Below are 12,526 nucleotides of genomic sequence, written 5' to 3' on the forward strand. Positions count from 1 at the left end.
TCACGATCGCATCAAGGTGTACCTGTAAGCGGTTACCAGAACCCTGTTGCCTCTGAAAGCATCACCGGTACGCCGGGGGGCGTACGCACGGTGTTTCCGGGGCTGGGGGATCAGGTGACGGGTTTCGTCCTTCTGCGGGTGAGGGCTCATCGCCTCCTGCTCTCCGCGGCCGTCCTGGCCGTCCTGCTGACCACCTCCGTCCTGGCGGCGCTCAGCGCGTTCTCCGGTTCCGTGGGCGACGCGGCCCTGCGCCACTCGCTCACCCACGGGTCGGCCGCCTCCGCCGCCCTCGTCGTCTCCGCGTCCGTGGACCACGAACAGCGCGCGGAGGCCGACGACGCCGTCCGCAAGGCCTCCCGCGACGCTTACGACGGACTGCCCGTGACCGTGGGGAAGCTGGAGAGTTCGGGGTCGTACGCGCTGCCGCGGAGCCTCCAGGACCCGGCTGCCCGGCGGGGCAAGGAGCCGGACCTCACCCACTTCGCCGCCCTCGACCCGAGCCGGGTGCGGATCACCGGGGGCAAGGCGCCCGCGGCCCCCGACGGCGCGGGCCCCGTCCAGGTCGCGCTGCCCGTCGTCGCCGCCGAAGCGCTGAAGCTGAAGCCGGGTGCGCGGCTCACCATCACCGACCGGCTGCGCGACAAGAAGCAGCGGGTCCTGGTCACCGGCGTCTACGAGGCCGCCGACCAGTCCGACCCGTACTGGCAGCTGGACCCGCTGGGAGGGCGCGGGGTGCGCAAGCTCGCCTTCACGACGTACGGCCCCCTGCTCACCGCTCCCTCGGTCCTCGCCTCCGGTGTACTCGCCGACGGCGAGACGTCCTGGCTGGCGTCCGCCGACTTCGCCGGGCTGACCACCGGCTCCATGAGGGGGCTGCGCGAGGCGTCGGCCGGCGCCCCGAAGGCCCTTGCCGCCGCACCGGTGTTCGCCTCCGGGGTCACCGCGAGGACATCGCTGCCCACCGTGCTCGACCAGCTCGACCGGGCGCTGCTGGTCTCCCGCTCCACGCTGATGATCGTCGCGGTGCAACTGGTGCTGCTCGCCGCGTACGCCCTGCTGCTCGTGGCCCGGCTGCTGAACAGCGAGCGCGACGGGGAGCGCGAACTGCTGCGGGCCCGGGGCGGTTCGCGGGGCCGGATCACCTCGTTCGCGGCGATCGAGGCACTGTTGCTCGCCGTACCCGCCGCGGTGGTCGCACCCCTGCTCGCGGGCCCGCTGACCGGGCTGCTGGCCGAGCGCAGCGCCCTGGCCCGGATCGGGCTGAAGGTCCAGGAGACCTCGACCGGCACCGTGTGGCTGGTCTCCGCCGCCGTCGCGCTGGCCTGCGCCCTGGCCGTGGTGGCTCCGTCCCTGACGGCCGGGGCCGGCGGGCGCAGGGCCCGGGCCGCTTCGCTGCCCGGGCCGGTGCGGGCGGGCGCGGACCTCGGGCTGCTCCTGATCGCGGCGGTGGCGTACTGGCAGTTGGACCGGCAGTCCGGCAGCGGGGCGCTCAGCGGCGACCAGGCGGGCAACCTCGGGATCGACCCCCTGCTGGTCGCCGCCCCCGCGCTGGCACTGCTCGCCGGGACCGTCCTCACGCTGCGCCTGCTGCCGCCGGCGGCGAAACTCGCCGAGCGGCGCGCGGCGAGGGGCCGGGGGCTGCCCGCGGCCCTGGCGGGCTGGCAGTTCAGCCGGCGCCCGTTGCGCGGGGCGGGGCCGGTGCTGCTGCTGGTCCTGTCGGTCGCGATGGGCATGCTGGCGATCGGGCAGAGCGCCTCCTGGAACCGCTCGCAGTCCGACCAGGCGGACTTCGGCTCCGGCGCCTCGGTCCGGTTCGTCGGCGGGCAGGGGAGCGGTCCGGCGACGGCAGGCTCGTACAGCGCCCTGGAGGGGGTGCGGCAGGCGGCCCCCGCCTACCGGGCGGACGTGGAGGTCTCCGGCGGGCGCACCGCGGAGGTCCTCGCCCTGGACACCGCGCACGCGGACGAGCGGATGCTGATGCGCTCCGACCTCGCCGGCGGAAGCCCGCGGGAGCTGTTCGGGGCCATCGCCCCGGAGCGGGCCCCGCGCCCCGGGCTCGTCCTCCCCGAGGACAGCACCCGGGTGAGGCTGGACCTGCGGATCACCACGGTGTCGAAGCCCTCCGGGGACACCCCGCAGCCGGAACCGCCGGTGGTCACCGTGCTCCTGGAGGACCGCTACGGTCTCCCCTACCGTGCTCTGGCCGGTTCCGTGCCGGTGGACGGCCGACCGGTCCCGGTGTCCTTCCCGGTGTCGGCGGCGGGCGGTCTGGCCGTGATCGGCATCGAGGTGGACGCCGCCGCGCCGTCCGACTACGCGCGCGAGCACCGGGTCTCGGTGAGCGACGTGCGGGTGGTCGCCGGGTCGGGCCCCGAACGCCCGGTGCCGGCCCCGGAGTCGCTGCGCTGGGACGCGGCCATGACGCTCACCGAGTACGGCGAGGACCGGCCGGGCAAGCCGCCGGTGCGCAACGGCGCGTCGGGCCTGCCGGACTTCACGTACGACACCGGTGTCGACAACGAGGAGAACTGGGAGCCGACCAGCGGCACCCTGCGGGTCACCGCCGCCCGGCCGAAGGCCGCCGCGGTCAAAGCGGTCGTGACGGACGCCTATCTGAAGAGCACCAACGCGAAACTGGGCGACGAGATCGACGTCACCCTGGCCGGGAACACCATCCGGGTGACCCTGGCGGAGGCGGTGCGCCGACTGCCGACCACCGGGGCCGACGGGTCCTCCGGCGCCCCGGACCCGGTGGCGAGCGGCGGCGCCCTGCTGCTGGACCTCAAGGCCGTCACCGAGGTCCTGGCCCACCGGCCGACCGCCACGATCGAGGCGACCGAATGGTGGCTGAGCGCCGCCCCGGGCGACGCCGCGAAGGTGGCGGCCGCCCTGCGCGCCCTGCCGGACACCGATCCGGCCCAGGTCCTGGTCCGGGCGGAGGCCGCCCAGCGGCTGACGGACGATCCGCTGGGGGCGGGGCCGCAGTCGGCGCTGCCGGCCGTGGCGGTGGTCGCCGCCGCGCTCGCGGCGGTCGGCTTCGCGGTCAGCGCCTCCGGGTCCCGGCGGGAACGCTCCGCCGAGCTGGGCGTGTTGCGGGCGCTCGGCGCGCCGCGCCGCCAGCTGGCCCGCATGATCGCCGCCGAACAGGGCGTACTGATCGCGCTCGCCCTGCTCATCGGGCTCGGCATCGGCACGGTACTGACCCGGGCGGTCGTTCCGCTCATCGTGCTGACCGGACAGGCCGACCGGCCCGTTCCGGCGGTGCTGGTCGAGCTGCCCGCCGGGCAGGTCGCCGCGCTGCTGGCCGGGGTCGCCGCGCTGCCGCTCGTGATCGTCGCGGCGATGGCGCTCCGCCGCGGGGATCCGGCGGTCACACTGCGCCACCAGGGGGACCACTGACATGCGTCACAACAACCGGGCGGCCACCGCCCCCTGGATCCGTACCCGGCTGCGTACCGCGCCCGGTGCGGCGACGGCACTCGCGGTGCTGGTGCTGGTGACGGCGTTCCTCGCCGCGGCGTTCCCGCGGGCCGTGGACGCGTACGAGACGAAGGGGCTGCGCCACGACATCCGGACGGCGGACGCGGGTCGCAGCGTTCTGGAGGTCGCCCGCCCGCAGCCCGGTCTCGAACTGCCGCAGGCGCAGCGGGACGCCGAGGTGCGGAGCCCCGAGCTGGGGCGGGTCGGGGCCGGGCTCCTGAAGGCACTGCCCGCACCGCTGCGCGCCGACACGTCGTCGGTCGCGTACGGGGTGCGCACCACGAAGCCGGCCCTCGCGGACGAGCCCTGGCTGCCGAGGCCCGACGCGGTTCCGCCGAAGCTCTCCTACGTGGCTCAGTCGGGGCTGAAGGACCACGCCACCCTGGCCTCGGGCGCCTGGCCGACGACGCCGCGGGAGGTCACGTCGGACTCCCGTGAGGTGCAGGGCGCGGTCACCGAGGAGACGGCGGCCGAGCTGAAGGTGAAGGTCGGCGCGACCGTCGAGCTGCTCACCGCGGCCCAGGAACCCATCACCGTGACGATCACCGGCATCGTGACCCCGCGCGATCCGCGCGGCAGCTACTGGTCCTCCGATCCGCTGCTGCGCACCCCGTCCCTGGTGCCGGACCCAGAGGCCCCCTTCCCGGTGTACTACTGGACCGGCACCGTCCTGCTGGCCGAGGACGCCGGTCCCGTGCTCCTGAGCACGGCCACCGAGCCGGCCCTCTTCTGGCGGATCCCGCCCGACCCGGCCGGGCTGACCGGCCGCGACGGCGCCCGGCTGACGGAGGTCATCGCCTCGCTGGAGAGCGGCCCCGGGCTCCTGAAGGTGCGGGAGACCGCCGGAGAGACGGCGGCGTTCGCCACCGGACTCGGCCACATCGTGGGGGCCAACGCGCGGATGCGCGACGCGATCAGCCCCGTGATCGCGGTCGCCGCCCTCGGCATCGGCTCCGTGGCCGCCGTCGTGCTGCTGATGACGGGCGCCCTGATCGCCGCCCGCCGCCGCGCCGAACTGGCACTGATGCGCTCGCGCGGCGGCTCGCTGCGCGGCATCGGCGGGCGGCTGCTGGCGGAGACCGCGGTGACCGTGCTGCCCGCGAGCGCGCTCGGGCTGCTGCTCGCGGTGCTGGCCGTGGGCGAGGGCCGGTGGTGGCCGGGAGCGCTGGCGGCCGCCGGCGTCGGCCTCCTGGTGTGCGTCGCCCTGCCGCTGCGGACGACGCTCCAGCACATCCGGCCCATGCTGCACGGGGCCCGCGAGGACGTGGTGAGCGCCCGGCCCTCGCGCCGGCGGACCGTGGCCGAACTGACCCTGCTCGTGCTGGCGATCGGCGCGGTGACGGCGCTGCGCCGTCGCGGTACGTCGTCCGACAGCGGCACCGACCTGCTGGTCAGCGCCGCGCCGGTGCTGGTCGCGCTGATCGCGGCGCTGGTGCTGGTGCGCCTCTATCCGCTGCCCCTGCGGCTCGCGACGCGCCCGATGGCCCGGCTGCGCGGGGCGATCGGCTTCCTCTCGCTGGCCCGCGCCGGCCGTTCCTCGGCGGGCGGGGCGCTGCCGCTGCTGGCCCTGCTGCTGGCGCTGGCCACGGCGGCGTTCGGCGGCTCGGTGATCGCCGGCATCGGGGACGCGCGGGACGACGCGGCGCTGGCGACCGTCGGCGCGGACGCCAGGGTCAGCGGCGTGGGCGAGCGGACGACGCTCCCCGACGAGCTGGTCCGCACGGTGCGCGACCTCAACGGCGTACGGGGTGCGGCACCGCTGCGGATCGAGCACAGCGTGGCCCTGCCGGAGGCCGTGGCCGGTGCCGACGGTGCCGGTACGGATACGCGCACGGGTGCCGGTACGGCCGGCGGCAGCGGCGACGTGGCGGCAGCGGCCATGGTGGGCGTCGATCCCGCCCGGTACGCCGAGCTGGCCCGCGCGACCGGGCTGCCGGCCTTCCCGGCCGCCCGGCTGACGGCCGCCGGCCCCTCGGCCCCCCTGCCCGAGGGCACGGAGTCCGGCCAGGACCGCGTCCTGCCGGCCATCGCCTCCCCGGCGGTGGCGGCCCGCCTGGGCGAGGAGCCGCAGGCGCTCGACACGCTGTCCGGCAACTTCAAGGTCCAGGTCGTGGGGACCGCCCCGCGCGTCGCCTCGCTCTCCACCACGAACTTCCTGATCGTGAACTCCGCAGCCCTGGAGCAGCGGGCGCCCACCACGCTGCTCCTCACCGGCGCACCGGATCCCGGGAAGCTGCACGCGGCGGTGGAGGGAGGCGGCAAGGAGTACGCCGCGCACCTGCGTTCCGAGGAGCGCGCGCGGTACGTGAACACGCCGATGCAGGCGGGGGCCGAGCGGATCTACCTCGCGGCCGTCGCGGCGGGCGCCGGATACGCGCTGCTGGCCGTCCTGCTGTCGCTGCTCCAGACCGCGCCGGAGCGCAAGACGCTGCTGGCACGGCTGCGCACGATGGGGCTCACCACCGGGCAGGGCAGGCGGCTGCTGGCCTTCGAGGCGACGCCGCAGGCCCTGCTGGCGGCGGGCGGCGGGCTGTTCACCGGCTGGGCGACCATCGTCCTGCTCTCCCCCGGCGTCGATCTGGTGCCGCTGGCCCTCGCGGGCGTCGCCGGATCGGACACGAGCCCCGTCCCTCTGCGCACCGACCTCTGGTCGCTGGGGCTGCCGGCCGCCGGGGTCGTGGCACTCGCCGCCGCGGTCGCGGGCGTTCAGGCGTGGTGGGCGAGCCGCCGCGGATCGATCACCGAACTCAGGGCAGGAGACTCCCGATGACCTCGTCCACCGAGACGGACGGCACGGCCCGCGCGGCCGAAACGACGCTGGCGGAGCTGGAACAGCGGGCCGCGGCCCGCCGGGACCGCCCTTCCTACGGGCACGACGCGCTGATCGCCTGCGACCGCGTGGTGCGGATCTTCACCACGGACGGGGTGGAGGTGCAGGCCCTCCAGGGCCTCGATCTGCTGGTCACCGAGGGCGAGTTGATGGCTCTGGTGGGGGCGTCGGGCAGCGGCAAGTCGACGCTGATGAACATCCTGGCAGGCCTGGACGTGCCGACGGCGGGGTCGGCGAAGGTCGCGGGCTGCGATCTGCTGTCGATGGGCCCGAAGGAACGGCTGCGCTACCGCCGGGACGTGGTCGGGTTCGTCTGGCAGCAGACCGCCCGCAACCTTCTCCCGTATCTCACCGCGATCCAGAACATCACCCTGCCCATGCAGTTGCGCGGTGGCGGGAGCAAGCGCGAACGGGCCACCCGCGCCGAGTCATTGCTCACCATGCTCGACATCGCGGACTGCCGCGACCGGCGCCCCCAGCAGCTGTCCGGCGGGCAGCAGCAGCGGGTGGCCATCGCGGTGGCGCTGGCCAACTCCCCGTCCGTGCTGCTCGCGGACGAGCCGACCGGGGAGCTGGACTCGGCCACCGGGGAGCAGGTCTTCGCCGCGTTCCGGCGCGCCAACGAGGAGTTGGGCACCTCGATCGTGATCGTCACCCATGACCAGGCGGTCGCGAACGAGGTGCGGCGTACGGTCGCCATCCGCGACGGCCGTACCTCGTCCGAGGTGCTGCGCCGCACGGAGGTGGACGCGGCGACGGGCCAGGAGTCGCAGGTGGCCCGGGAGTACGCGATGCTCGACCGGGCGGGGCGGCTCCAGCTGCCCGCGGACTACACGCGGACGCTGGGGATGGAGCACCGGGTGCTGCTGGAGCTGGAGCCGGACCACATCGGCGTCTGGCCGGACGCGCACGGGGCGGCCCCGGAGAAGCGGGGCGAGTAGGCCGGTACTCACGGCGGCGACACGGCATGCGCCCGTGGCGTCGATCGGCGGGCGTCCGGGGGGCGCGGGCCTTCGGGGGCGGAGCCTTCGGGTCAGCGGGTGCCGACGGTGAAGGGCAGGGCGCCGAGCTCGCCGCTCGCCGCGCGGCGCAGGGCGATCGAGCCGTACGGGCTCCGCAGCCGGAGCCAGCTGCCCGAGGACAGCAGCGAGAGGGGGAACCGCGGGTCGGCCCGGAGGAATCCGAGGGACTGGGCCGCGTGGACGGCCCGGAGCGGAAGATCCGTGGTCCCGACCGGCCGGGACCAGATCTCCCGGCCGATCCGGTCACGCTCCGCACGGGTGCGCCGCTCCTCGGGCAGGGCCTCGTCCCGGGTGCGGAACTCGGTGACGGCTCCGTCCAGCACGGCGCGCAGGGCGTCCGGTCCTGGCAGTCCCTGCTGCTCCCGCCAGGGCCCCCGGGGCGGCAGGACACCGGTCCAGGGCGGCCCGGTGACCGGGGCGGGCAGCACACCGGCGCCCGGCTCCAGGGCCCCCGCGGGGCCGCCGGGGCCGGGAACGTCGAGCGTTTCCAGCAGTTCCCCGGCCGACACCGTGACGTCGAGCGTCTCGGGGCGGGCCAGGCGGGCGGCACGGATGGCGAGGACCTCGAAGGAGGGCGGGCGGCCGAACACGGCCAGTGCGTCGCCGCCGCCCGCCTGCAACCGGACCGCTGCGGCCCGGTCGTAGTGGAGCAGCCGACCGAGGAAGGCGGCGAGATCCGCCGCCTCCCTCGCGTCGGCGAACCGCAGCGACTGCACAGGCACGCTCATGCCGCGGCGGGCTCCTCTGCCAGGTACTGCTGAAGGAAGAGCTTCTCCTCGGCGGAGATCCGCCGAGGCCGCTCCGCCGCCAGGTCGTACGGCACGACGACGGTCGAGGCGCGCACGTACACCTGGTCGGCGTCCTTGATCTCATAGGCGATCGTCAGGGACGCGGCGCCTATCTTCGTGACCCACGACTCGACGGTCACCGGCTCGTGCCGGTGGACCAGCGGCCGTACGTAGTCGATCTCGTGACGGGCCACGACGGACCCGCCCGCGAACGACGGCGAGCCGTCCCCGGGCGCCAGCCGGAACATGAAGTCGATGCGCGCCTCCTCCAGGTAGCGGAGGAAGACCACGTTGTTGACGTGGCCGAAGGCATCCATGTCCGACCAGCGCAGGGGGCAGCTGTAGACGTGACGAGCCAAGACGATCAGCCTCGCGTGAGCTTCTTGTACGTGGCACGGTGCGGGCGGGCCGCGTCCGCGCCGAGCCGCTCGATCTTGTTCTTCTCGTACGACTCGAAGTTGCCCTCGAACCAGTACCACTTGGAGTCACCCTCGTAGGCGAGGATGTGCGTGGCGACGCGGTCCAGGAACCAGCGGTCGTGGGAGATGACCACAGCGGCGCCCGGGAACTCCAGGAGGGCGTTCTCCAGCGAGGAGAGCGTCTCGACGTCGAGGTCGTTGGTGGGCTCGTCGAGGAGCAGCAGGTTGCCGCCCTCCTTGAGCGTCAGCGCCAGGTTGAGGCGGTTGCGCTCACCACCGGACAGGACGCCGGCCGGCTTCTGCTGGTCCGGGCCCTTGAAGCCGAACGCGGAGACGTAGGCGCGCGAGGGCATCTCGACCTGGCCGACGTTGATGTAGTCCAGCTCGTCCGAGACGACGGCCCAGAGGGTCTTCTTCGGGTCGATGTTGGCGCGGGACTGGTCGACGTAGGAGATCTTGACCGTGTCGCCGACCTTGATGGCGCCGCTGTCCGGCGTCTCCAGGCCCTGGATCATCTTGAACAGCGTGGTCTTGCCCGCGCCGTTCGGACCGATGATGCCGACGATGCCGTTACGGGGCAGGGTGAAGGACAGATCGTCGATGAGGACCTTGTCGCCGAAGGCCTTCGAGAGGTTCTCGACCTCGACGACGATGGAACCGAGCCGCGGGCCCGGCGGAATCTGGATCTCCTCGAAGTCCAGCTTCCGCATCTTGTCCGCCTCGGCCGCCATCTCCTCGTACCGGGCGAGTCGGGCCTTGGACTTGGTCTGGCGGCCCTTGGCGTTGGAGCGGACCCACTCCAGCTCTTCCTTGAGCCGCTTCTGGCGCTTCTCGTCCTTGCGGCCCTCGACCTTGAGACGGGTGGCCTTGCGCTCCAGGTACGTGGAGTAGTTGCCCTCGTAGGGGATCGCGCGGCCGCGGTCGAGCTCCAGGATCCACTCGGCGACGTTGTTCAGGAAGTACCGGTCGTGGGTGACGGCGACGACGGCACCCGGGTACTTCGAGAGGTGCTGCTCCAGCCAGTTCACCGACTCGGCGTCGAGGTGGTTGGTGGGCTCGTCGAGGAGGAGGAGGTCCGGGGCCTCGATGAGCAGCTTGCAGAGCGCCACGCGGCGCTTCTCGCCACCGGAGAGGTTGGTGACGGGCCAGTCGCCGGGCGGGCAGCCCAGGGCGTCCATGGCCTGCTCCAGCTGCGCGTCCAGGTCCCACGCGTTGGCGTGGTCCAGGTCCTCCTGAAGCTTGCCCATCTCGTCCATGAGCGCGTCGGAGTAGTCGGTCGCCATCAGCTCGGCGACCTCGTTGAAGCGCTTGAGCTTGCCCATGGTCTCGGCGGCGCCGTCCTGGACGTTCTCCAGGACGGTCTTCTCCTCGTCCAGCTTCGGCTCCTGCATGAGGATGCCGACGCTGAAACCGGGCGAGATGAAGGCGTCACCGTTGGACGGCTGCTCCAGGCCCGCCATGATCTTCAGCACCGTGGACTTACCGGCGCCGTTGGGCCCCACGACACCGATCTTCGCGCCGGGCAGGAAGTTCAGGTTGACGTCATCGAGAATCACCTTGTCGCCGTGCGCTTTGCGCGTCTTGCGCATGGTGTAGATGTACTCAGCCAAGAGAAACCGTCCGGCAGCAATAGAGGTGTGGGCAGATACACCCCATCTTGCCTGACAGCCCTCCCCGGACGGAAACCCGTCCGGGGATCGACACGGGAACGACGTCACTTCCCGCGTACGGGCGGTCACTCACCGCCGGTCTGCGGTGCCTTCCGGCGGAGGAGGAAGACCGCGCCGCCGCCCACGACCAGCAGTCCGATGGCGACCGCGGCGAGCATCGGGGTGGCGCTGGAGCCGCCGGTCTCGGCGAGGTCGCCCGCAGGCCCGGAGGCGACGGAGCCGGTCGTGGCCGGGACGGACTGCTGGGCGCTTCGCGTGCCGATGTCGTTGCCGGCCTGGCCCGCGCCCTCACGGTCCAGGACGCTGCCGCTGGTGGCGCAGTCCAGCACCCCCGTGAAGGTCCTGGCGAACCCGCCGGGCCCGGTGATGGTGAAGTCGTACGCCTGGTCCTCGGCGACGGGGACCGTCACCGTGCGGGTGGCCCCGGCGGCGATGGTGTGCTCGGTGCCGGCCAGCTCGAAGGTGAAGGGCTCGTCGCCCCGGTTGGCGGCCGTGATGTCCACGCCGCCCGCCGCGCAGTTCTTCCGCGCGCTCAGCGCGGGGGCCGCGCCCTTCTCGGCCCAGGTGGCGCCGGCCCGCGCGGAGACCGTGGACTCGCTGGAGCCGGCCAGGATCTGGGTCTGGGTGCGGCCGGTCCCGACGAGGGCCCGGCCGACCGGCACGGAGGTGGTGGCCTGGACGGTCAGGGAGGCGGTGCCGTCGGCGGTGTCCTTCGGCACGGCGAAGTAGAGCCGGTCTCCGTCCGCCGCGGCGGTGACGGGGACGCCCTTTTCGTCCGTGACCGCGATGCCGCTGGCCGCCGCGTCCACCGGGGGTGACACCGAGACCTGGTCCGCTGCGGTGCGGACGGTCACGGGGCCGAGCCGTTCACCGGCCCGGCCGGAGACCGCGGCCGGCTCCAGGGTCAGTGAGGCCCGGGGCTCCTTCGTCTTGCGCGCGTTGCGGTGCAGCCAGTCGGCGAGCTTCTCCGCCTGCTTGTCCGCCGCCGTGACGTCAGCGTTGTCCGAGTAGCGCCAGATGGCGACCTGGGTCCCGGCGGCGGCGGTCCGCTCGGTCAGCGGGCCGGTGCCGGCCTGGTCGGCGAGCGCGGCCAGATCGTCGACCTGGGGGTAGGAGTGCTGGAGGATCCAACGGATCTTCCCCGCGTTCCGGTTGGTGCTCAGCGAGGTCTCGGCCCAGGGTGTCTCCAGATACCTCGCCTGGTCCTGGGTGGGGTTGTGGAGGTCGATGCAGTAGGTCTTGAGCTTGCCGCCGCCGTCCACGGTCATCTCGAACAGTCCGGCGGGCAGCTCCTGGGTCCGGGCGGGCGCACCGTCCTTCCCCGCGACGCGGAGCACGGCGCTGTCGAAGGTCTTCAGCCCGTCGAGCACCGCGGCCGCGCCGCCGTGGTGCCGGCCCGGGTCGTCGGCCGCCGCCGGTCCGGCGCCGACGAGCGCGGCAGCCGCGACGAGACCGGAGAGCAGCAGCGCGATGACCGGGCGGCGGGCGCCGCGGCCGGGGGGCGCAGCTGTCGTACCGGACGACGCGGCGGACGCTGAAGACGCAGAAAACACAGAATTCCCCTCCGGGCGAGGCCCTCGCGCATGGTGCGCGTGTGGGGAATGCCTCGCCAGCAGACCCAAGTGACCCGTGAGCACTGGGAATCCTAAAGAACGGGGCAAGGGCAGTCCCCCGTACTGCCCTTGCACAACCATTCCGAATCGGAATCGTTATCGCGCGACGGCAGGTCGCGCTTGTCTTCGACCAGCATTTTCAGGACACCGCGGCCATTGCGTCGACGTGTTCCCGCTGTTTCGGCGACGTGTGCGCATCGCCGTCCGTGACACTTTCCGGACGCTGCGTCAGGACGGGTTCCGCTCTGGCCGCTCGGCGGAAGGCGGCCGTTCCCCGGCTCAGGTCGTGGCCGACGGCAACGGCCTCGACATCGACGAACGTCCTTCGCTGACCGGCCTGTTCCTCCTCACGGACCTTCAAACGGCCGTGCACGACCAGAGGTTCTCCGACCGAAACGGAACCGGCCAGATTCGCGGCGAGCGTCCGCCAGGACCAGACCGTGTAGAAGCTGGTGCGGCCGTCGGCCCAGAGCTGCTTCTCACGGTCCCAGCGCCGCGGAGTCACGGCGAAACGGAATCGCGCCATTCCACCGGTGGCCGTCTCGCGGAACTCCACCGCCGTCGCGGCGTTACCCACCAGTGTCACCAAGGTCTCGTTCATTTCCCGCCCCCGCTTTCCCCTGTCGTACCGGATCGCACCGCTCGTACCGCATCGCACCGCTCGTATCTCTCCGGGCGGCGGTGGGGTGCGGACTCCATGGTGG

General features: G+C 73.4%; 8 protein-coding genes. 3 read left to right on the forward strand and 5 right to left on the reverse strand.

The annotated features are described in order from the left end of the window. Nucleotides 1–114 precede the first annotated feature (114 nt). The 3 genes from ACH4RG_RS15670 to ACH4RG_RS15680 are packed head-to-tail and all read left to right on the forward strand — an operon-like array spanning nt 115 to nt 7,251. The gene (locus ACH4RG_RS15670; RefSeq protein WP_398539667.1) at nt 115–3,399 is read left to right on the forward strand and encodes an FtsX-like permease family protein; all 3,285 of its coding nucleotides are present in this window, start codon (nt 115–117) and stop codon (nt 3,397–3,399) included. 1 nt (nt 3,400) lies between these two features. After that, entirely contained in the window at nt 3,401–6,250 is a 2,850-nt protein-coding gene (locus ACH4RG_RS15675) for an ABC transporter permease (protein WP_398539668.1), read from the forward strand. Further along, entirely contained in the window at nt 6,247–7,251 is a 1,005-nt protein-coding gene (locus ACH4RG_RS15680; protein WP_397916900.1) for an ABC transporter ATP-binding protein, read from the forward strand. The genes ACH4RG_RS15675 and ACH4RG_RS15680 overlap by 4 nt, the downstream gene beginning before the upstream one ends. 92 nt (nt 7,252–7,343) lie before the next feature. On the opposite strand, the gene ACH4RG_RS15685 is transcribed toward ACH4RG_RS15680, so the two are convergent. The 5 genes from ACH4RG_RS15685 to ACH4RG_RS15705 all read right to left on the reverse strand — a co-directional run bounded on the left by ACH4RG_RS15685 (nt 7,344) and on the right by ACH4RG_RS15705 (nt 12,423). Further along, nucleotides 7,344–8,060, reverse strand: a complete 717-nt coding sequence (locus ACH4RG_RS15685) for a hypothetical protein (RefSeq protein ID WP_397916901.1) — start codon at nt 8,058–8,060, stop codon at nt 7,344–7,346. Then, nucleotides 8,057–8,479 (reverse strand): acyl-CoA thioesterase, encoded by a 423-nt coding sequence (locus ACH4RG_RS15690; RefSeq protein ID WP_397916902.1) that lies wholly within the window; start codon nt 8,477–8,479, stop codon nt 8,057–8,059. The genes ACH4RG_RS15685 and ACH4RG_RS15690 overlap by 4 nt, the downstream gene beginning before the upstream one ends. Before the next feature lie 5 nt (nt 8,480–8,484). Further along, nucleotides 8,485–10,149 carry an energy-dependent translational throttle protein EttA gene (gene ettA, locus ACH4RG_RS15695; protein ID WP_397916903.1) on the reverse strand — a complete coding sequence of 555 codons (1,665 nt, stop codon included), beginning with the start codon at nt 10,147–10,149 and terminating at the stop codon, nt 8,485–8,487. A gap of 125 nt (nt 10,150–10,274) precedes the next feature. Continuing rightward, nucleotides 10,275–11,762, reverse strand: a complete 1,488-nt coding sequence (locus ACH4RG_RS15700) for a Cys-Gln thioester bond-forming surface protein (RefSeq protein ID WP_398539669.1) — start codon at nt 11,760–11,762, stop codon at nt 10,275–10,277. Between the two features lie 199 nt (nt 11,763–11,961). Beyond that, on the reverse strand, nt 11,962–12,423 hold the full coding sequence (locus tag ACH4RG_RS15705) for a single-stranded DNA-binding protein (protein ID WP_398160634.1): 462 nt from the start codon (nt 12,421–12,423) through the stop codon (nt 11,962–11,964). Between the last annotated feature and the right edge of the window lie 103 nt (nt 12,424–12,526).

Source organism: Streptomyces sp. NPDC021019 (assembly GCF_044333295.1).
In the GTDB taxonomy this organism is placed as follows: Bacteria; Actinomycetota; Actinomycetes; order Streptomycetales; family Streptomycetaceae; genus Streptomyces.

What these genes read in the sequence shown, in the direction of transcription:
- ACH4RG_RS15675 (WP_398539668.1), top strand. Translation starts at nt 3,401, where the DNA reads ATGCGTCACAACAACCGGGCGGCCACCGCCCCCTGGATCCGTACCCGG.
- ACH4RG_RS15680 (WP_397916900.1), top strand. Translation starts at nt 6,247, where the DNA reads ATGACCTCGTCCACCGAGACGGACGGCACGGCCCGCGCGGCCGAAACG.
- ACH4RG_RS15685 (WP_397916901.1), bottom strand. Translation starts at nt 8,060, where the DNA reads ATGAGCGTGCCTGTGCAGTCGCTGCGGTTCGCCGACGCGAGGGAGGCG.
- ACH4RG_RS15705 (WP_398160634.1), bottom strand. Translation starts at nt 12,423, where the DNA reads ATGAACGAGACCTTGGTGACACTGGTGGGTAACGCCGCGACGGCGGTG.